Here is a 21,569-nt window from a genome sequence, read left to right on the forward strand (position 1 = left end):
GTTGAAACGATGGGAGTAAGAATTTTAGCAGAAAGGAGAATAATAGATGAGTCAAATTGCGATTAAGATAATAATGTCAGGCTGATCATGCTTCCATTTGAACAAATTTTATTTTTCTATACTGATCACACACCTCTATAGAGTAATAGTATCAGTATGTCCAAAATTTATAGATTACTTGCAATTGACTTGAAGTTTTCCAAATAATAAGTTACATTTTTAAAGTTCAAGACACTATATGACAGTACAAAAAGGGGAGAAACATTGTTATTATGTCAAAAATGAGATGGAAGAGCCGTGTATGTTATTTTGTTATTTTTATACTGCTTGGAGCAGCAATAACAATCAAACCAGTTATCTCTAAAGCAGAGGAATCTGATGTTAATATTACATTATTAGGTACTGCGGATATTCATGGTAGGTTTATGCCTTGGGATTATGCACTTGATGGTGCTAATATGAGTGGAAGTTTAACGCAGCTTTATACGGTTATAAAGAAGGTACGTCAAGAAAATCCAAATACCATATTATTAGATGCCGGAGATACAATTCAAGGGAACTCAGTAGAATTATTCAATGATAAGCCACAGTCTCCAATGATGGTAGCAATGAACGAAATGGGATATGATGCTTGGGCATTTGGGAATCATGAATTCAATTTTGGATTAGATACATTGAAAAAAGTTAGTGAGCAATATAAAGGAAAGACATTATCAGGAAATATTTACAAGGAGAATGGAGAGCGTTTTCTTCCTGCATATACGATAGTTGAAAAAGGTGGCATCAAAGTTGGGGTTATTGGCATGAATACACCAATGATTAGTGATTTTGAAAAAGGAACAGATCATTTGGCTGGTTTAGTGGTGAAAAATCCAGTAGAAGAGACAAAAAGGGTAATTAAAGAATTAGAAGGTAAAGTAGATGTAATGGTAGGAGTTATGCATATGGGACTAGAAAATGAGAATGGCATCTCTGGTACTGGGGTTCAAGATATTGCAAATGCCTGTCCAGAACTAAGCGCTATTTTTGCAGCTCATATGCATAAACTTGTTAAAAAAGAAGTTGTAAATGGTGTTATTATTACAGAACCAGATAAATATGGTACGCATATCTCACGTATTGACCTTACTTTTACAAAGCAAGATGGGAAGCTGGTTTTAAAAGATAAAACAGCTACCACTTTACCTGTAAAAAATGCTGATGGAACAACGGTATTATCCGATCCTGCACTTGAAGAAACATTAACACCTTTTCACGAGTATGCGAGAGGAGATGCAAATGTTGTAGTCGCTCAATTAAAGGGGAGAAATCTTGTTCCTGAAAATGAAATAAAGGGTATTCCAAGTGTGCAAATTCAAGAGACACCTTTATCAGATTTTTTTCATGAGGTTATGCTTTATTACAGCAAAGCAGATGTAGTAGCCCATCAAATTGATAACGATTATGCTCGTTTAGATGTAGGTCCTATTAAGAAGAAAGATATTGCGTATAATTACCAATATGCCTTGGGAGAAATTACAGTATATAAGATAACTGGAAAAGATTTAAAAGATTATATGGAGTGGGCGGCGGGGTATTTTAACACATCCCGTGCCGGAGATGTAACAGTTAGCTTTGATAAAACACGCCGTGCGTCTAAATACAGTACGAACGACTTCTTCGGAGGCGTGAAATACGAAATTGACTTAACCAAACCATATGGAAGCCGAATTACAAATTTACGATCTATTCGTACAAATAAACCAATTAAAATGAGCGATGTTATGACTCTGGGAATGAATGCATATAGAATGGAGGCTCTTCAAGCGAAAGGAGGGGCTTTAGAGGGACGTAAGTTTGAACAGATTTGGTCATCTAAACAAGAGAATGCCTTTGGCGAAACAGGTGGAACCATTCGTAATCTTGCTATTACATATTTAAAAGAGGTAAAGAATGGTGTATACACGCCAAAAGTTATGCATAATTGGAAAATTACCGGTGTAGACACACATTCTTCAGAGCATAAGGCTGTAGTGAATCTCGTAAATAAAGGGATTTTAGAAATTCCAAAAACAGAAGATGGAAAATATACAAATATAGCATCTATAAATACTAAAGATTCAATTACAAAAGAAGAGATTGTAGCACTCTCTCAAAAGGCTCATATTAATCCAGATCAGTTTAAACATGTAAAAACAAAAGGTGAATTTTATAAAAAACTAAATAGGGTTATTGAAAATATAGGGGAAATCTAATACTTAGATTGTTTTAGGGAAAGGGAAGAAGTAATAATTGATTTTGAAAGTACATTCCCTATTACATTTTAAGGAAGAATTGACTGGCCCAGTATTCAAAAGTACGGCTATATAAGGTAAGTAAACCAAAATCTTGTTTATATGAATGTTTTGATTTGTATTCTAATAGGGATGTTACAGTTGTAAGTTTTGGTGCTGAGCAAAGAGGTATACGCCATTGAAGTACCATCGATTAATTAATATCAATGCGGGAATCAACAAAGCTAAAGGTGTTTTCATATAAGTAAATAAAAAGCACTTGATTGTCTTTTATAGGTAACAAGTGTTTTTTATTTTAAGATTGCAATAAGGGATTAAGCCATAATATTTTTGGATGGAGGGAGATTTAGTGAAATACTGGGGATACAACGAATTATTTGAAGCGATCAAAGAGGACTATAATGATTTTTTTAGTTTAAATAGAGGATATAGAGATGCAATAGCAAGACTAGTCGATGAATACTGGAATTTAGGTGAGATAGAAGATGTTGTGAGGGATACTGCTATAGGAGAGATTTTAATTACCCATGACAAAGTTTTCGTTGGTACTGTTGAAAGGATAACAAGGTGTTTAAGTATGTTTAACTCGTTAGATGCGGAAGAGGAGTTAACTAAAGAGGAAATCGCGGATTTATCTAATAGAATAAAAAAAGTATTGGAAGGTCTAAAAAAAGTAGAAATTGATTATAATCCATATGCCGGATAGTTTGGAGAAACGGCTTCTCAAAAGTAGAAATACAGTATAGGATTTGGGATAAAAATAATCACATTGTTGAAGAAAAAAGAGCTAACTATTAGATTTGGACTATGTGAAAAATTCGGGTGAAAAATTATGAAAAAACACGATATAAATGAGTTAGAGAAACTGCAAAAACAATTATCAAGTAACATTTCTTTAAAAGATATATTTGAACTAGAAGATATAAAATTAGTAGCGGGAATAGATATTGCTTATTGGTCTAATGAGGGAATTGACTATGGAGTCTGCTGTATTGTTGTGTTCGATTATCTTACAAAGGCAATTATTGAAGAAGTTCATCATATAGATAAAATTGAGTTTCCTTATATTTCTGGTTATCTAGCATTTAGAGAATTACCATTAGTGCTTGATACAGTTAAAAAATTAAAAAGTTTTCCAGACTTATATATGTTTGATGGAAATGGTTATTTACATAATCGTCATATGGGGATTGCAACGCATGCATCTTTCTATTTAAAAAAGCCAACTATTGGAGTAGCCAAAACGTACTTAAAAATAAATAATGTTGATTTTACCGAACCTGAAAACGAAGTAGGTTCGTATACTGAAATCGTTGTAAATGAAGAAGTTTATGGAAGAACGCTAAGAACTAGAGCGAATGTAAAACCAATTTTTGTTTCTTGTGGTAATTGGATCGATTTAGATACTGCTACCCATGTTGTTTTGCATTTTGTAGAAAATAATAGTCGTTTACCTATTACAACAAGATACGCAGATTTAGCTACTCATGAAGCGAGGAGAGAGGAACTTTCAAAGATAGAAAAGTAAATATAGTTTCAAAATCTAATAAAGAAAAACACTTCTTTAGATGAACATATATTATGACAATGATTGAGCAAATGTTTCAAATAAGAAACATTTGCTCTTTTTTGATGCAAAGAAATTGAAGGTAAGCACCCAACGCTAAGTACTCAAGTGAATGATGATACTTGTAAAGGGGTATGATGTACAGGGACTTCGAGGAACTTAATTGATTCACTATCATATTAGTAGTAGAAAACTAGCAGTTGGAATACCCAAGCCTCGACATCCTGACCCGAAAGTCCTTTAAGATAAGAATCTGTTGATTTTTCATATAACCTATTTTTAAGCCGTTGTAAACCAATAAACAGCAAAATAACTTTCTTCCGTTTCCATAACAAAAAATTCATCATTCCATTCTGGTTCATAAGCATAAGCACTTCTGATTCCTTCAATAGGGAACTCGATAGGTTTAATAAGAGGAGCATATCTGTTTCTTAATTCTGTGAATTCTTCTTGGGATATTGCTTTCAGTTCTTCTTGTTCGGCTCTAAATTTTTTTTCAAATTCCCACATAGGCATATCTTCAACGTGTTTTCCTTTATACCAAAACCAATGCATATTTCTTCGTTCAATGAATTGGCACCTTGCTGCAAAATCTTCTAAGGTTTTAATCGTGTCGTAACTTCTTTTTCTTTTACTATGTTCAAAAATATATATTGTCTCTTCACCGCATTCTGATAATTCATCATCTTCTATCACAAAATATTTCACATCTAACATCTCCTAACTTCTTGTCTTGGGAATAATTAATATCTTTTGAAAGAAAAATAATACATGCCATATTGAACAAGGATGGATACATTTTTGTTCTATTGGTGTTTTATGTAAAATTTGTATATCTGCTAGTTAGTCTAGCACATTATTTTCATATAATCTAATTCACTTAAATTGTGAAATACAGAAATTTTAAGATTCATAGATAAAAAAGATAAAATTTTTCAAAAGTACTAATAATTGCCAAATATTTAATTAACGAGTATAATGAAGTTAATAAGTAGCAAAAAGAAAAGGGCAGTGTAGGAAAGAATTTCTTCGCCTGTCACGCGGTAGGTCGCAGGTTCGAATCCTTGCCTTCCCTGATGTTTTCTAAACATCAGGGAAGTAGCTCAGTTTGGTAGAGCAACATATTGAGTCTTTCCGCCTATCTCCCTTTTTAATACTTCATATTTAATAGATTTGGGCAGTGTAGAGAAGGATTTCTTCGCCTGATAAGCCGTAGGTCGTGGGTTCGACGCCCACCTTCCCAAATTTGGGAGGTAGCTCAGTGGTAGAGCGACGTAATGAGCCTTTTCGCTTATCTCCCAAATCTTTAAACATTATATATAACAGGAACAGTGTAGATAGCTCATACTTCGTTTACTAATATTAAATGTTATAGATTCGATCCTAATCGATGCGGGGAGGTCCGCACCGAGTTCGTACTTTTCTTTGATTCATAACACTAAGGTAGGAGTTACTTCGTCATATAGGGATTGTGTTTGTGGGATTCGATTCCTGTTTTGAATATTTCTTAAGTGTTAGGAATGAGTGAAAAGAGCAACGTATATACGTTGCCTTTTTTATTTGTATTTCAACCAGTCGTGTCAAAAAAACATCTGGGGGTAGATAATAATGTCAAAGTTTAATCATTCTTCTCAAGGAAGCCGTCAAACGTATACAAAAGAGGGCGGAACAGCTTATAAAATGTATGATAAAGATAAATTAGTAACGATGGTATTAACATCTTTTTTTAATGAACCTAAATTTTATGGAGACAACAGTGAAGAATTAGTTACTATTGCAAAACAAATCATGGACAGAGACCCTAGATTTGTTGCGAGTTTAGCAGTCTATGCACGTGAAGTGTTTTATATGCGCTCTGTTACACATGTATTAGCAGTGGAACTCGCAAACCACCCTGAAGGTCGTAAATATGCTCGTCAAACAATTTCTCGTATTGCACAGCGTCCTGATGATGTAACAGAAATGATGGCATATCAATTAGGGGTATATGGTCGGAAAAATCCAATCCCAAACTCTTTGAAAAAAGGGTTAGCAGATGCCTTTTCTACATTTGATGAATATCAATTAGCAAAATACAACCGCACAGGGAAAGACGTTACATTGAAAGATGTATTCCGTTTAGTTAGCCCATCTGCAAAAAAAGGAACAGAACGTTACGAACTTTATAAACGTTTATTAGAAAGTACACTACAAGTACCATTCACATGGGAAACACAGCTTTCTCAAAAGGGAAACAAAAAAGAAGTATGGGAAGAATTAATTGATAGCGGTAAAGTGGGGTATATGGCCTTACTTCGTAACCTTCGCAATATCGTAAATTCAGGTGCATTAAATATTGATACAGTATATAACATTCTTCGCGATCCTGAGCGAGTAAAAAAATCAAAACAATTACCATTTCGCTTTTTTTCAGCCTATCGTGTTGTACAAGAAAAATTACCACAAGCAGGAAGCGAATTATTAGATGTATTGAATGACGCCATTGAAGCATCTGTTACAAACATGCCGAGATTATCAGGAACAACATTCATGACAGCAGATATCTCAGGCTCTATGACATGTTATCCTGTTTCGAAAGATGGGACCGTTAAATGTGCAGATATTGCTACACTCATGATGGCAATGGCACACTCCTTCTGTGATAATTCGATTACATCTGTATTCGCAACTGATTTCAAAGCGATAAATGTTTCTACCCGTTCTGGTATTTTAGAGAACATGAACACATTTTTATCAGAAGTTAATAAACATGGATATGGAACAAACTTACATCTTTCTATCAAATATCTATTAGATAACAAAATCAAAGTTGACCGCATTCTTGTCTTCTCTGATGAGCAAGTGTATGGAGATAGGTATGGAGGCAATTCTTCACAAATTCTTCTTGAAACATATCGTCGTGAAATGAATCCTGATGTTTGGGTTCACTCTTTCAATTTGAATAGTTACGGTAACCAACAATTCGTAGGAGAGAAAACAAATTTAATCGGTGGCTGGAGTGAAAAATGTTTGGACTTCATTCATTATGCAGAAGAAGGAACTGGTTCTCTTATTTCAGCTATCGAAAATTATCAATAATTTTTGTTACATTCTTTTCGTTTAGAAGACGGAATAATAGCAGGTCCAGTTAACGATGATGCAATAAAAAGAAATTCATAATCTTTATCTTAAGGAACCGATGAGTTTCTAAATTAAAGCAGGTTTACCTGGAGCTGCTTCTCTATTTTTATGATTTGAGCCGTTAGCTAATCTTGGTGGGGATAGATTAACTACAAAAGTAACTGGATAGTAACAAACAATGAATGGCCTACTGATAAGATGAAACTAGTTTATGAAATTCTATTAAAACATGCTGTCAATTCCAGTATTAAGGAGTTTGAAAATGAAAATAAATAACAGTGAGTATGGTGGTTTTGTCGTTTCAAAAAATATTCTTGCTGGAAAACCAGTTAGATATTCATTTAGAGAAAAAGGTTCTATCCCGCAATTAAATGGCTGGAATTTGTATTCTATAGATGATACCGATGAATATGTGAATCATGCGGAAAATTTTATCATCTTAAATGCGGAATCTATTTTTAAAATTGCTCCTGTAATGTTTGAGATTTTTGCAGCTCCTTATGGAACGGATCTATGCTGGTTATATGAAGAAGGAGTTCATATAGGATTTTATGATTTAGTCGCTGATAAAGAAGTGACAATTAATGAAGTTATCAAACAAAATTAATTTTTTCATGCAGTATTATTTTAGAAGTTCTTCAGCAGATGACAATAAAAGAAGCTCCTTATAAGCCCCTAATAAACCCCTGCCAAGTAATAAATCATTAAATAAACAAAAGAAAAAACAACTACAAGAACTACTACAAAAAAATAAAAAAGTAACATTCTAGTACTAGTAAAAATTATAAAATAAATTTACCAAATCCCTGCCTGCAATCCTATATATAGAAGGAGTAACCAATTCTATATTTACCATTAAAGGATGGGAGGAAGAAATATGGGAGTATACCGGAGTGTACAGGTGAATTTTTGGCAAGATGAGTTTGTGCTGGATTTAACGCCAGAGGAGCGCTATTTTTATATGTATTTGCTGACATGTTCGAAAACGAGACAATGCGGAATTTACCCACTGCCACTCCGTTTGGTAGAGATGGAAACGGGGTATAATCGTGAAACGGTTGAGAAGTTGTTGCAGCGGTTTATTGCGTATGGAAAGATCTTATTTGATGCGAAAACGAAGGAATTATATATTTTGAACTGGTTACGTTATAACCCAATTACGAATACAAACATAGAAAAGTGTGTGTTACGTGAGTTAAAGACTGTGAAAAATAAAGAGCTTGTACATATGTTTCTTCAAAGATGCCTCGAGGAAGAGTTGAATATTCCGTTATTGCTAGAGCATTTCGGAATGCCTGTTGAAGCATCTGATATGATTCCGCAAGAAGTTGTTCAAGAATGTGCAGTGAATGAGGTAGAAGAAGAAATAGAAGTAGAAGAAGTGAATCCAGGTAGTAGTGTATACACATTTTATGAACAAAATTTCGGTAGTTTGTCATCATATGCAGCGAAGGAATTAAGTGAATGGATTACAGATTTGTCGGAGGAGCTTGTACTAAAGGCACTTCAGATTACCTATGAAAATAATAAGCGGACGCTTGCTTATGTGAAGGGGATTTTACGAGATTGGCATAGGAAAGGATATACGAAGCTCAGTGAAGTAGAGGAAGCGGCAGTTAAGTTTCGAAAGAAAGAGCCGTCGCTTCTTTATGAAACGGAGAAGTTTTTGGAGGAATGTGAAGAGTGGAAGAAGAATGTACCGTCTGAGGAAGAATTACAGAAGTTCTTGCAGGAGGATGGGTGGCAGCCGTGAGTGTTTAACATATCGAGGCGGAACAAATGGTATTAGAATATTTGCTTTTTGATAGCGAACTGATTGTGGTTTCCATGATGCTAATCAATTATTTGACTTGCAGAAAAATATATGGGTTTCTGATGAGGAGAAGTGGTGGGACTAAAAATCAGAAGATAATTACCTGTTTTTTACTAACTAGTGTATGAAGTGAATAAGGAAATAAAAAAACACTTAAATTTTCAAAAAGTCCTGTTAAGGTAAATTATTAACATATTACCTTAACAGATATCAATTAAAAAGGTATTAGAAATTATACGTGTATTAAAAAAGTGGATATTGCTAACTCTGAAATAGTTTTATGAGCTATGATTGATTTTCAAATTTAAAGTTTTAGTAAGAGGGGATAACTTGAGTCGGAAATTAAATTTTGAAACTTTTAAATATTTTCTTGAATGCTATTTTAATGTAAGTGCGGATTATGATGAATTGGATAAAATTATTAAAGATTTTAACTTGGTTGAAAATATGGAGTATCGTAAAAAACTTCGGACAGAGTTAAAGCAAATTTTGCGCCTAGAGAATTGGGATATGGTTCAGAGATTCGTTAAAAAATATGGTATGAGAAAGATGAATGAAGAGAAACTAAAATGGTTAATTCAGAGCGTTTTGGATAATTTAGAATTGAATTAAATATATTATAAAGTGACCAAAATTTGGCATCATCTTTTGCTAGCCTTTTTTATTTCGGAGTCAGAATATGAATATTTTCTAAAATACGAAACAGAGAAATTTGAGAAATTATTAGAAGAGAATCATGAGGATCCTTTTCATGTTAGCAGGGAACCTATAAATTGAGAGTTAGCTAGTTTCGATAAAAGTCTATTATGGTTTAAGCGAAATAGTACATTTTATAGAAAAGATAAATTAAAGAACCGAAAAAGCACTTTTCCAAGAGAATGAAAGGGGGGATAAGATGAATGAAAAAGTAACAGTATGGATTGGGAATTTTGAGAGCAATGATGAGCTTATAAACTATACGAATATTAAATATACGGAAGATGGAGATAGTATACCCTCTATATTCGAACAACATTTTAACTTAGGTTATTATGATCGTGATTTAGTTGAAAAGAAATGGTTTGGCCAATCACCGGTAAATAATATTCAAGATTTATTGAGGGGCTTTTCATATTATGAACAATTTACTGAACAATTTGAGAACAGAAATTTTAATAAAGAATGTAATACAGCAATTCTAGTTTATAATTTTGAATATAACGCCAGAAAAACAAAGATTACATATAAAAATAACGAATTGGAGTGTATTGGTGTTGCTCAATATACTGTAATTTTTGATGATAGGTGGTAAAGACATTAGATTCAATGGAAGAATCGGAATATAATAAACACGAACAAGGACGGAAAGGGATAACTGAATGGAAATAATAAAAGAGTTGGAATTAACGAAATTCATGCAACGAGACAAAGTAGAAAAGGTGCCTAGTAAGATGTTTAGTGATGAGAGATTAAAAGAGTTTTGGAGTTATTATGATTTTTTAAGGCATACTACAATGAATTTAAATGGAAAAGAAGCGAAACATTCAATCATATATAGTACATATTATTGGTATACAAAATATAAGAAAAGATATTTTGAGATTTATGGATATGACGCGGGTATTGAACAAGAAGGGATTTGCTTATTAGAAGAACTTGAAAATGAGTTAGAAGACGGCGTAGATTGGAGCATTATACAGGGAATTGAGGAGAACCTCGTATTTTAGATCCTCTTTGTTTTTGAGTAAATTTAATTTTATGTGTGACTTAACTCATAAAATTGCATACCAATAACCCATAACTTTGCATCAAAATATCGTTTTTAAGGTCTAACATTACAAAATTCCCCTTCAAAATAACCCATAAACTTGCAGAAAGTTTATTTTGTAGTCATTCATTTTGGGGGTTTCATGATAAAATTTACATATATATGGAAGGTGGAAGGCTATGAAAAAATTTTCTCGAACAGGAAAAATATTATTAGGTTTTGGAGCAATTCAAGTGTTTTGGGGACTTGTAATGCTTAATGTAATTAATGGAATTAATTTATTTGAGCATACAAGTGGAATGGTAAAATATAGTATTCTAATTACTGGAATAGTTTGTTGCATTGCATCTAACTTTTTTAAAGAACCTAAGAATTGTACTAATAAGTGAGTTAATGTTAATTTATTGGAAGCATAAACCTGCATTTTATGCAAAGTTATGCTTCCTGTTATATTATGCGTTAATTTGAATGAAAGTCACGATGCTTGCAAAAAAGATACAATGCTTCACTCATTCGTTATATTTTTTGAATTATTATATAATAATGACAACTTTAAGTCGTTAGGCTTATTTCAACTGCTAGCAGTAGCGAGCATTGGAACTTGTTGTTTATATAAACTAGCTCAATCACGTTAAAGTAGGAGGGGATTAAGTGATTACATTAAAACCGATGAATAAAGAAGAATTTCAACTATACATTTCTGGTGCAATTGAGAACTATGCAAAAAACAAAGTTACTTCAGGAAACTGGAGTGAAGATGAGGCAATCAATCTATCTAAAAAAGAATTTTCTAGACTGTTACCTAAAGATGAGAAATCTGAGCTGAATTACTTGTACTCTATTTTTCAAGACCAACAACTAGTCGGAATGATTTGGATTGCACAAACATCAACTACAAATCCAGATCAAGGCTATATTTTTGATTTTATAATCTATGAGCCACACCGAGGAAAAGGGTATGGTAAGCAAGCGATGAAAGAAATTGAAATTATTGCTAAAGAATTAGGAATGAATAAAATTGGTCTTCATGTTTTTGGTCATAACACAGTTGCACGTGGGTTATATGAAAAGTTGGGTTATGAAATTACAAATATAAATATGATGAAGGTCATTTAAGAAAGATACTGGATAGTGTGTCAAAGTAACTTTATATACAATAGGTAGCTTGCATTGAATAATTTGAATCTGAAAATAATCAATCTTTTTTATAAAAACTTCTATCTAACTGAAATACAAAATGCTCATTATAAGGAGGGTAGTAGAGTTGGTTACCGTAAGTTTAGTAGTGCGTCATAATTCGAATTCTAATAAGTATCTCCCTTTGATTAGAAAAAAACATCTAAATCGATAAGTGAAATCAAACAAAATATGAAAACAGAAAAGCCTATAATGGAATGTAACTACAGTGATGCAGATCAATTGAAATCTTTGGTGAGATTTGCTGAGGAATTACTTTCAATGGGAGCAAGTATAAAACTTTATGAAGAGGAAGAATTGATTACACTTGAGATGGTAAGAAATTTAATTGGGACTATAGAAGGGGTTGCAAAAGACAGCGAGGCAATCGACAATGTAAAGTTTGGAGATGATTCTGATGACTAGTAGTCCCGAAATAAATAAAACTAGCAAATTTCATTTTGCTAGTTTTTATTTGTCTTTATTAATGTGAACGACAAATCGCGTGTAATTTCTCAGCAAATTCTTTATGATGACTTGTGTTATAGCCTCCATGATGTCCAGGGAATTCTACGATATCTGTTCCTAGTTGTTCTGTTAATGCGACTGCGCAGCGGTAAGCGAAAAAGTCCCGTGAATCACTTCCTCCTGCTGGAAGCACCTGCATCGATGAAGATTTTAATGCAGTTTGCAAGGCATCGATATCTAGTGAATGGTCGAGAACGCCTGGAATTTCATACTCAACGAAATACGTTGAATTACTAAGCATTCGCTTTGCTTGCACATCTTTCGGTTGTTTTTGATTGTTAGTGTCCGCTCGTGCATTTGATAATAACTTTATGACCTCTTTTTTATGATTTTTCTTAAGGTCTTCCATGAATTTTCTAGCCTGCACCTGCTCGTCACCGAATAAAATTTGCAATAAGACGGGTTCGTGAGGGATTAGTAGCTTTATTTGTCTTGGGTGGCGTATGCACAGATCAAGTCCGATAACAGCACCAGAGCTGCTTCCAAATACGTATGCCGGTTCATCGGTCAGTTTAGTTAGCAGGTGGTGAGCATCGTCGCTATGTGTTTCCACGCAGTAATCTTCAGTTTGATTGGTAAGCTTACTGCGAGAATGGCCACGGCGGTCGTAGGTAACAACTGTATACCAATTAGCAAGATGATTAGCGACCTTAAGAAATTTATCAGCGTCACCACCACCGCCATGGATCATTAGAAGTACAGGTCCTTTTCCTCTGATTTCATAGTAAAGACTCGCTCCAGGCACTTGCAATGTTCCGTTCTGCACTACAGTCATTTGTGAAATCTCTCCTTTTTTTTATTTATTATACAAAATGAATAAGCGATTTATAATTGGTAGTCACCTTTACTGTATATGATTGGCGAATGATATAAAACGCAGAAATTAACTAAGAAACAAAGTCACCATAGTTTACAGTTACGCTCAAATTGTTGTTTTGAAATCATGTGGGATTAAAAATACCTCAAAACTAAAATTTTATCTCTCCACAGTTATTTATGAGCATTTAATGTATGTTTCGCTTTTGTAACAACGAATTTCTTATATGAGATTTTTATCATAGTTGTATGTTTTGAAGATTAGTTATGGTGATATAGATATATTTTCCTATTCATACCTTATTTTTGGTAGAATAGAAAAAATAGGGTATGAAATGGAGTTGGGCATCGTGATTTATGATAAAGCAAAGTACTATTTTGATGATCTTCCAGAGGATTTGCCAATTGAACAAGCATATGTACATACTGGTATGTTTCTTGGATGGATTATTGAAAATCATTTATTTAGTAAAGCGTTTGAAGAAAAATCTCGAGATGACATTAATAAATTTAATCTTAGACAAATGACTGGCACGCAAATCTATATAAAATGGGGTGGTGTGTTTGCAGATGACATGTTAAATGATGAGGGTAATCAATTTGCAATGTATTACTTTAATAGTGATAATGACTGGAAATATCTATATGACTATAGGGATGTTTTTGTAGGTGCAGGCGAGACACTTTATCATGCACAAGATACTTGGGAAAACTATTTTGAATTAAAAGAAGAGGTTGATTATAGCTATCTCAATTGGAAAAATAACATACGGAAACTGTAACAACGTATTATCGAAAAAATTTACCGCTTAAAGTTAAAGAAATAGAGGGAAATAACGATCTTTAAGATTAGTCGTTGTTTCCCTTTTGGTATAACCGTTTATTTTTTTTAAATAGGTTTTGTTTACATGTTAACAATATATACATAGGGTAAAAACAGAAAATTAATAATATATTGACCTCTTTATAGTTCTTGCTATAAAATTGAAAGCGATAACAAACGTTTTCTTTAGAATGTTTTCCATGATCTTTTGATATCTAGAGATATAAGGAGGAATAAGTAAGTCTTTTTTTTGATATTTAATGCAAACGTTTTCGTTGATTTCTTATCCCTTTCTACCTTTGATTTTTCTACCAAAAGATCATTGGAAATAAGTATAAACATTCAATACGGAGGTGGTATAAAAGCGATTTCTAGATTAACTTATGCAGTGTTACTCATAATGAATGGTTCATAATATTGTAAGAAAGGGTGAATGGAGTGTATATGACAAAAAGATTAATAAACAAGACGTTTTTATTACTTACTGTAATTGCTATGCTATTATCTGGTTTTTCTTTTCAGAGTGTACAAGCGGAATCAAATGCGAAAACAACGGAAATTATCATTCATTATAAGGAGAAGGTTGGAAATGCAAAGGATTGGAACCTTTGGATGTGGACCGAAAATGCGAGTGGCAGGTTCTATGAATTTACTGGGGAAGATGAGTTTGGTAAGTATGCTAAAGTAAAAATAGATGGTGATTATAATCGTGTTGGATTTATAGTTCGTACGAATGAATGGGAAAAAGACGGTGGTGATCGTTGGATTGAAAATATTAAGGATGGTCGTGCTGAAGTATGGGTTCTTTCGGGCGATGATAAAGTATATGATTCTAAGCCATCTTCTGAACTTGCTATTCAGAAAGCGACCATTGATAGTTTCAATGAAATCACTATGACTACCAATGTTCCATTCAATATTAAGGAGCATAAAATTGAAATTGACGGCGTTAACATTGAGAAAGTTAATCCTTATGACACAAATAATGGAGATATTACCAATAAGGTTAAAATCATTACAGAAAAGAATCTTGACTTGAAAAAAACATACAAAATCAAAATGGGAAATTCCATTGAAGCTAATACTGAAATTGGTAAAGTAATCCGTAGCGAGGAATTTGATCATTTATTTTATTATGATGGCAATGATTTAGGGAATATTTATACGCCACAGGAAACCAAGTTTCGTTTGTGGGCTCCCACTGCGAGCGAGGCAAAGTTGGTTACTTATAAAAAATGGAATGATGAAAAAGGTACTGAAATAAGCATGGATCAAGGTGAAAAAGGGACTTGGACTGCAAAACTTACAGGTGATCAAAAAGGTCTTTTTTATACATATAAGGTGAAGATTGGGGACAAATGGACTGAGGCCGTTGATCCATATGTGCGTGCTGCTTCTGTGAATGGTGATAAAGGTGCAGTCGTTGATTTAAAAGAAACAAATCCGAAAAATTGGAAGGGGAATAAAAAGCCGAAATTTAAAAACCCGGAAGATGCTATTATTTATGAGTTGCAAGTGCGTGATCTTTCCATTCAACCTGAAAGTGGTATTAAAAATAAAGGGAAATATCTTGGTGTAACAGAAAAAGGAACGAGGGGACCAGAAGGCGTAAAAACAGGTCTTGATCATATTAAAGATCTTGGTGTTACTCATGTTCAGTTTTTACCGATATTTGATTATGCTTCAGTAAATGAAGAAAAATTAAACGAACCACAATATAACTGGGGATATGATCCGAAAAATTACAACGTACCAGAAGGCTCATACTCTACTAATCCTTATGAGCCGACTGTTCGAATTACTGAATTAAAGCAGATGATTCAAACACTTCATGATAATAATCTTCGTGTTGTAATGGACGTTGTATATAATCATATGTACAGTGCGGCTGAATCTAATTTCCACAAGTTAGTTCCAGGGTATTATTATCGTTACAATGAGGATGGCTCACTCGCCAATGGAACAGGTGTAGGGAATGATACAGCTTCTGAACGAAAGATGATGAGGAAATTTATGATAGATTCCGTCGTGTACTGGGCGAAAGAGTATAATTTAGATGGTTTCCGTTTTGATTTGATGGGTATTCATGATGTTGAAACAATGAATGCGATACGTAAAGCGGTTCATCAAATTGATCCTTCTATTATTCTTCATGGAGAAGGTTGGGATTTAAATACGCCTCTTGCGCCTGAGTTAAAAGCAAATCAAAAAAATGCGGAGAAAATGAACGGAATCGCTCATTTTAATGACGATATTCGTGACGGATTGAAAGGCAGCGTATTTGGAGATAAGGATAATGGTTTTGTGAACGGAATGCAAAACATGGAAGAACGCATAAAAAAAGGAATTACGGCTGGTCTTGATTATGATAAAAAGGTGTCTACTTATCAGGATCCTGAACAAGTACTGACATATGTTGAAGCACATGATAACCATACATTATGGGATAAGCTTGAGTTGACGAATCCTGGCGATAGTGAAGAAGTACGTAAACAAATGCATAAGTTGTCTTCTTCTATCATATTAACATCGCAAGGGGTTCCATTCTTGCATGCGGGGCAAGAGTTCATGCGTACAAAATATGGTGACCATAATAGCTACAAATCTCCTGATTCGATTAACCAGATGGATTGGGTGCGCCGTGCAGCATTTGATAAAGAAGTTGAGTATATGAAAGGGTTAATTGAGCTACGTAACAAGTATTCAGCTTTTCGCATGACAACTGCTGAACAAATTAAAAAACATGTAACGTTCATGGATGCGCCAAAAAATGTTGTAGCTTACACAATTGATAGCAAAGAAAATGGAAATAAAAATGAATATTTTGTTGTAGCTCACAATGCAAATAGAGAAGCTATGGAAATAAATCTTCCATCAAAAGGTCCTTGGAAAGTGCTAGTAGATGGTGAACATGCAGGAAGTAAAGTGCTGTATGTATTCCATGATAATAAGATGAAGGTTCCTGCATTAAGTTCATTTGTTTTAAAAACAGAGAAACCGATTAAATAAGAATAGAGGATGTAAAAGGAAATCTTGCTTGAAACTAACATTACCTACATCACAGGAGTGCAAAAGGTTATTTAGTTATAGGCTATAAAGTAAAAGGTAGAAACACTCATACTCCTATTAATAAATTAAATCCGAATATGATAATATAAATCATGGAAAAAAGATGAAAAATTGTAGAAAATATACTAAACTGAAGAGGGGAAGGTTTTTATTAAACGGAAAACATTTTAAGGGGAGTTTGAGATGAGTATAAAAGTAATAAGGGCAACAGGAATGATGGGCGGAGCTACAAGAGTAGCTTTAAAAGTAGATAATGAAGTGGTAATGAAATTAGAAAATAATGAAGAGTATACGCTTCCTTCTGATGTAAAAGAAGCAAAGCTAAAAGCAAATCAATTGTTTTTTGGAAGTAAAGAAAAGCAAGTGAAAAGTGGCGATATAGTCGAAATTAAGATTAATGGTCTAGCGATGCTATTGTGTATGGTATCGGTAATAGCAGTACTATTTGGGTCAAAGATTGATCCTAATGTTATTTGGTTTGGTGTAATTGGCTGTTTGGTAACGCTTGTCTATTCATTAAATAATTGGTTCACGTTAGAAGTTAAATAATAGGAAACAGCAGAGATATTATAAACTCTGCTGTTTTTTTACACCATAATTGTTTATATGTGTTTCGTATTCTAGTAACTAGTGAGTATCAATGTCTAAGATAGTGACTGACGCCTGAGCAATGCCAGCACGAGCTGATTAGTCATACTTCCGAAAACACCCGAATAATCAGAGTCAAGAAAACCCATTAGTTCTTTGAATTTCATTAACTTTTGCCAATTAGAATAGGGCACTTCCATCCAATTAGCAATTTCGTCCCCTACGATTTCTCGAATTAGAGCAGGAATAATGTTATCAAACATCTCACCCAGAATTATCAAAACAATACCTGGAATTTTTATTTTATTCATATCAAATCTTGCTTTAGCAGAACATGTTCGAAAAAAGCTTATGTTAGATTTACGTAGAATCCCCATCATGATTGTTATTAATGAGTGTATACAAAATGAAGGGTTTGCCAAAGCATTCTATATTGCAACACAAAACGGTATTCAACAAGCATATCTACCATTTTTGGAATAACACGAGCTGCGTTTGGTAATTATACTAGACGCGGCTTTTCGTATTTTTTCTCATATTATCGTTGACTCTCCCTTAAGGGGAGACATTACTATTATAATAAGGCATTCGCAATAAAATACGAAATTAAATTATATTTATATAAAAGGGAGCTTGTAAATATGAATAAGGTAATATATAGAGATTTAGTCAAAGAAGATTACGAGTCTATTAAAAAATTAATTGGCGAAGCATTTGGCTTCAATGAAATCATAAAGGATAAAAAATTTTTAGATTCAGTATTAAACATCTATCTACAAAGTTGTATTTTAGGAAGTTCATTTAGCAAAGTAGCAGAAAGAAACAATAAGATTATTGGTGTTATTTTGGGCGATTCAACAAAAGACAAAAATCGTTTAAGGAAAGCTCATAATACGTTCAGTTATGCCTATAACATGCTTAAAATGTTCATAGCCAATAAGGAGAATAAACAATTCATGAAAGAATTTGTAAAAGTTCAAGATGCATATAAAGAACTTATCTATGGAAAAGAAGATGATTTTCAAGGTTGTATACAATTATTCATTGTATCGGGGGAATCCAGAGGTCTTGGAGTTGGAAAGACTCTAATGAACCATTTGTTTAATTATATGGAAAGTATGGATGTAAAATCTTTATATTTATATACAGATGCTAAATGTAACTATGGATTTTATGACAATCAAAACTTTGAACGTATAAATGAAAAGGAAATTTACTTTGATTCAATGAAGGCAAAACTTAATGTGTTTTTATACTGTTATGATTTTTAACTATTAGTAAAAACCGTATCTCTTATTTGTGATACGGTTTTCCGCTTTTTACTATCCAGCAAAGAGCCTTCTTGAGTATTATCGTAATCAACCTAATAAGTTATTCGCTTTTTATTTTTATGATTGGGTGGAACTTCTGTTTTTTAATTATTGTGCAGAGTAAAGGTTTATGCTGCTTTGGAACTACTCAGCATTGAAATGCCTAGATTCTTATGAGGACTAGTGTAACCACTGGTTGTTGTACGTGATTAATACTGTAGAAAAAAAGGAGAAAACAATATGGAATGGGTTTATGAATTATTTCAGCAGTACGGCTACTATGTAGTACTTGTTGGAACACTGTTAGAATATATTGCATTTCCGTTCCCAGGAGAGCCAACACTAGCATATGCAGGCTTCTTGGCACATAAAGGAGATTTACAATTACCACTTTTAATTATTTTATCCTTTATTGGTACAAGTGTAGGGATGACAATTCAATACTTTTTAGGGAATAAACTTGGTATGCCTTTTATACAGAAATATGGGAAATATGTATTTTTAACACAAAGAAAAATTGATTTAACGAGAATGTGGTTTGATAAATATGGATATTTCCTTATCTTTATTGGATTCTTCATCCCAGGTGTACGTCATTTTACTGGATACTTTGCAGGTATTATTAATTTACCGTTCCGTCGTTTTGCCATAACGATCTACGCCGGTGATCTATTTTGGGTATCTTTCTTTTTAATTGGTGGCTATTGGTTAGGAGGAAAATCACATGTTATATTTGCGGTGCTCGGACAGCACATTGGGAAAATTATCTTCGGAGTGGTTATCATTGTAGCCATTACGCTAGGTATTCGTTTTCGAAAAAAATTAAAGCGTGTGTTTGTATAAAGTATAAATTAATACGAAATTCACTCTGATCAAAATCAAAAAGAATCATTTACCGAGTATTTGAAGGTAAAGTATAAGGGATGTCTATTGGTACTCTTGTCCATCATTATTTACAGTACTCCAACAGAAGTCCCCTTCCTCAAGTACGTGTAGGGCGTAGATCAGGAATCATTCAATGAAATTGTTGTACCGTATTTCCTCCTAATTGATAGAAAAATTCTAAATGAGTTTTAATCGGATTTTTTAAGTGAACTTTATTTCAAAGCTACAGTCAGAGCAACTTTTCCTTCATCAACACCTATTACAACTTTTCCTGCTCCAGATAGAATTAGAGTAGGGAATTGAATGAGATGTAATAGAGAAGTATGAACAGGAAATTTTGCTTTTTTCATCATTAATAACATTTTTTTGTCTATTGAAAATGAATCGCGTAGTATTTGTTGCGTGTACGGTTCGTGTTTGTAAAATTTCATCATTAAATACCCGTTCCTACTCACCTTGTTCTTTTATTTATTATCAATAGAGAGAAAAGAAAGAAGATGATGCTGTTGGCTTCAATCGAAGTAGAATACGTAACATTGTTATGCCTTCTTCGTTATTGATGCGAATATAATTAAACTTATAAATGGCTTTGTTTAAAATGCATTGTAAGGAACTTTTGCTAGTATGATATAAGCCTCTCTAAGAAAAATGTCGAAATTAAGAGAAAATTGAATAATTTCGTCTTGTTATACGTTATGTTTAGTGTTAAACTCATAATACAAAGAAAGAGTAGCTGAAAATATCCTCCTTTAAATATAAAAAAGACTGAAAATTTAGTTTTTTGTCTGATTGACATTACGCTTACTACTCTTTCTTTGTTTTATATAATATCTAGCATTATATACAAATAGTGAGGTGACTAAGATGTAATTATTAATTATTTGGTAGAAGTAGAGCACGTGTATTTTGTTATTCTGATGACACCTTTATTACTTAAGTGCACATGTATTACTTAAGTGCACATGTATTACAGCTATTTATAAATGGCCTATATGCCATTGTACCGACCAAGCAATGTGAAATCTGGTTTTATGGAAATAAAGAAATAAGCAACTACAATTAATTATGAATCTTGTCGTGATGCTGAGAATTTAATTGAAGATCCGGTATAGCGAGATTTAACCAAGAAGTTTATACGTCATGTAAGTTGTGAATAAAATACGAAATTCATAAGCTGAGACAAATTGAGGATGTTACCGTTCATTTTCTTAAAAAGCATAAGCCAACGTAATTACAACCTGGAAAATGATTTGAAAGATTTACATGAGTAAACAAGGTTACTAGGGATTTGTAATTTTCACTATGTGAATCAAGGGTTCGGTAGGGGGGATGGCGCAAGCATTTAAGAATGATATTTCAGTGTATGTAGGAAGGAGTATAAAATAAGAAGTATATTCAAAATATCGTATTTATGTTTGGTTTCTTTAATTACAAAATCAGTTATAAAAGTTACAAAAGCTATTTTTATTTTCAAAGTAGTCATATATTACGGAGGAGAGCATAAAAAATGCCTTTAGGAGGGGGCAAAAGGTTCTGGTAAATAAAATTGTGAATCATTAAAAAGGTGCTATCAAACTTGGACATACTGATGTTATGAATCTGAAAACAATGGCAAGTAGTATGAATAAACCAATAGCATTGGGATGAAAACATTATTAATCAGGAATTTATGCTCACCATGAGATGGTAGATATGATACAACATAAGATTCCGAGACTTGATAGGGATGATGAAAAAATGTAATTTAGACAGTTACAATAATATCAACAATTGTTAAATTTGTAAATAGTAAACTTAGTGAAATTAGTGTTGCATTAGAAAAAATGAAGGTTAATGGAGAGCAGAGGAATCGTT

Annotated in this window: 21 protein-coding genes and 1 pseudogene; 18 read left to right on the plus strand and 4 right to left on the minus strand. The window is 33.1% G+C overall.

Annotated features, from left to right (window positions below; all coding sequences use genetic code 11):
- Positions 1-272 precede the first annotated feature (272 nt).
- From M014_RS0119460 to M014_RS0119470, 3 genes are all read left to right on the plus strand, one after another.
- The gene (locus M014_RS0119460) at positions 273-2,234 is read left to right on the plus strand and encodes a bifunctional metallophosphatase/5'-nucleotidase (RefSeq protein WP_026593187.1); all 1,962 of its coding nucleotides are present in this window, start codon (positions 273-275) and stop codon (positions 2,232-2,234) included.
- A 388-nt stretch (positions 2,235-2,622) separates the two neighbouring features.
- Positions 2,623-2,979, plus strand: coding sequence for an Imm3 family immunity protein (locus M014_RS0119465; RefSeq protein ID WP_026593188.1), 357 nt, complete (start codon positions 2,623-2,625; stop codon positions 2,977-2,979).
- 126 nt (positions 2,980-3,105) lie between these two features.
- A complete protein-coding gene (locus M014_RS0119470; RefSeq protein WP_026593189.1) occupies positions 3,106-3,801 on the plus strand; it encodes an endonuclease V in 696 nt (231 codons plus the stop codon).
- A 318-nt stretch (positions 3,802-4,119) separates the two neighbouring features.
- On the opposite strand, the gene M014_RS0119475 is transcribed toward M014_RS0119470, so the two are convergent.
- On the minus strand, positions 4,120-4,548 hold the full coding sequence (locus M014_RS0119475; RefSeq protein ID WP_026593190.1) for a hypothetical protein: 429 nt from the start codon (positions 4,546-4,548) through the stop codon (positions 4,120-4,122).
- Between the two features lie 900 nt (positions 4,549-5,448).
- Between M014_RS0119475 and M014_RS0119480 the strand changes: the two genes are divergently transcribed.
- The 9 genes from M014_RS0119480 (at position 5,449) to M014_RS0119520 (ending at position 12,122) form a co-directional block, all read left to right on the plus strand.
- Complete coding sequence (locus tag M014_RS0119480; protein ID WP_026593191.1) at positions 5,449-6,918, plus strand: TROVE domain-containing protein; 1,470 nt, start codon at positions 5,449-5,451, stop codon at positions 6,916-6,918.
- Positions 6,919-7,222: 304 nt separating this feature from the next.
- Positions 7,223-7,567, plus strand: a complete 345-nt coding sequence (locus M014_RS0119485; protein WP_026593192.1) for a DUF2185 domain-containing protein — start codon at positions 7,223-7,225, stop codon at positions 7,565-7,567.
- 270 nt (positions 7,568-7,837) lie between these two features.
- A complete protein-coding gene (locus tag M014_RS0119490; protein ID WP_026593193.1) occupies positions 7,838-8,713 on the plus strand; it encodes a DnaD domain-containing protein in 876 nt (291 codons plus the stop codon).
- Between the two features lie 390 nt (positions 8,714-9,103).
- Entirely contained in the window at positions 9,104-9,385 is a 282-nt protein-coding gene (locus tag M014_RS0119495; protein WP_026593194.1) for a contact-dependent growth inhibition system immunity protein, read from the plus strand.
- A 283-nt stretch (positions 9,386-9,668) separates the two neighbouring features.
- Positions 9,669-10,064 carry an immunity 22 family protein gene (locus tag M014_RS0119500; RefSeq protein WP_026593195.1) on the plus strand — a complete coding sequence of 132 codons (396 nt, stop codon included), beginning with the start codon at positions 9,669-9,671 and terminating at the stop codon, positions 10,062-10,064.
- Positions 10,065-10,131: 67 nt separating this feature from the next.
- Entirely contained in the window at positions 10,132-10,479 is a 348-nt protein-coding gene (locus M014_RS0119505) for a hypothetical protein (protein WP_026593196.1), read from the plus strand.
- A gap of 220 nt (positions 10,480-10,699) precedes the next feature.
- Positions 10,700-10,909 (plus strand): hypothetical protein, encoded by a 210-nt coding sequence (locus M014_RS0119510; protein ID WP_026593197.1) that lies wholly within the window; start codon positions 10,700-10,702, stop codon positions 10,907-10,909.
- 262 nt (positions 10,910-11,171) lie between these two features.
- Entirely contained in the window at positions 11,172-11,636 is a 465-nt protein-coding gene (locus M014_RS0119515; protein WP_026593198.1) for a GNAT family N-acetyltransferase, read from the plus strand.
- 273 nt (positions 11,637-11,909) lie between these two features.
- The gene (locus tag M014_RS0119520; protein WP_231503977.1) at positions 11,910-12,122 is read left to right on the plus strand and encodes a hypothetical protein; all 213 of its coding nucleotides are present in this window, start codon (positions 11,910-11,912) and stop codon (positions 12,120-12,122) included.
- A gap of 58 nt (positions 12,123-12,180) precedes the next feature.
- Here the strand turns inward: M014_RS0119520 and M014_RS0119525 are convergent, their stop codons facing one another.
- On the minus strand, positions 12,181-12,999 hold the full coding sequence (locus tag M014_RS0119525; RefSeq protein ID WP_026593200.1) for an alpha/beta fold hydrolase: 819 nt from the start codon (positions 12,997-12,999) through the stop codon (positions 12,181-12,183).
- A gap of 391 nt (positions 13,000-13,390) precedes the next feature.
- Between M014_RS0119525 and M014_RS0119530 the strand changes: the two genes are divergently transcribed.
- The 3 genes from M014_RS0119530 (at position 13,391) to M014_RS0119540 (ending at position 17,481) form a co-directional block, all read left to right on the plus strand.
- Positions 13,391-13,822: a DUF7832 domain-containing protein gene (locus M014_RS0119530; RefSeq protein WP_026593201.1), complete on the plus strand. Its 432-nt coding sequence runs from the start codon at positions 13,391-13,393 to the stop codon at positions 13,820-13,822.
- 479 nt (positions 13,823-14,301) lie between these two features.
- On the plus strand, positions 14,302-16,872 hold the full coding sequence (pulA, locus tag M014_RS0119535; RefSeq protein WP_026593202.1) for a type I pullulanase: 2,571 nt from the start codon (positions 14,302-14,304) through the stop codon (positions 16,870-16,872).
- 243 nt (positions 16,873-17,115) lie between these two features.
- The gene (locus tag M014_RS0119540) at positions 17,116-17,481 is read left to right on the plus strand and encodes a hypothetical protein (RefSeq protein WP_026593203.1); all 366 of its coding nucleotides are present in this window, start codon (positions 17,116-17,118) and stop codon (positions 17,479-17,481) included.
- A 95-nt stretch (positions 17,482-17,576) separates the two neighbouring features.
- On the opposite strand, the gene M014_RS0119545 is transcribed toward M014_RS0119540, so the two are convergent.
- Positions 17,577-17,831, minus strand: a complete 255-nt coding sequence (locus M014_RS0119545; RefSeq protein ID WP_155924352.1) for a hypothetical protein — start codon at positions 17,829-17,831, stop codon at positions 17,577-17,579.
- On the opposite strand from M014_RS0119545, the pseudogene M014_RS30495 reads away from it, so the two are divergent.
- From M014_RS30495 to M014_RS0119560, 3 genes and pseudogenes are all read left to right on the plus strand, one after another.
- Positions 17,800-18,003: pseudogene (locus M014_RS30495) on the plus strand (hypothetical protein); the annotation flags it as partial. The gene M014_RS0119545 and the pseudogene M014_RS30495 sit on opposite strands and share 32 nt — an antisense overlap.
- 158 nt (positions 18,004-18,161) lie before the next feature.
- Positions 18,162-18,791 (plus strand): GNAT family N-acetyltransferase, encoded by a 630-nt coding sequence (locus M014_RS0119555; RefSeq protein WP_026593206.1) that lies wholly within the window; start codon positions 18,162-18,164, stop codon positions 18,789-18,791.
- Positions 18,792-19,070: 279 nt separating this feature from the next.
- Positions 19,071-19,673, plus strand: coding sequence for a DedA family protein (locus M014_RS0119560; RefSeq protein ID WP_026593207.1), 603 nt, complete (start codon positions 19,071-19,073; stop codon positions 19,671-19,673).
- Between the two features lie 254 nt (positions 19,674-19,927).
- Here the strand turns inward: M014_RS0119560 and M014_RS27270 are convergent, their stop codons facing one another.
- Entirely contained in the window at positions 19,928-20,149 is a 222-nt protein-coding gene (locus M014_RS27270) for a hypothetical protein (protein ID WP_035415510.1), read from the minus strand.
- Between the last annotated feature and the right edge of the window lie 1,420 nt (positions 20,150-21,569).

Origin of the sequence: Bacillus sp. UNC437CL72CviS29 (genome assembly GCF_000482345.1) — a bacterium.
In the GTDB taxonomy this organism is placed as follows: Bacteria; Bacillota; Bacilli; order Bacillales; family Bacillaceae_G; genus Bacillus_A; species Bacillus_A arachidis.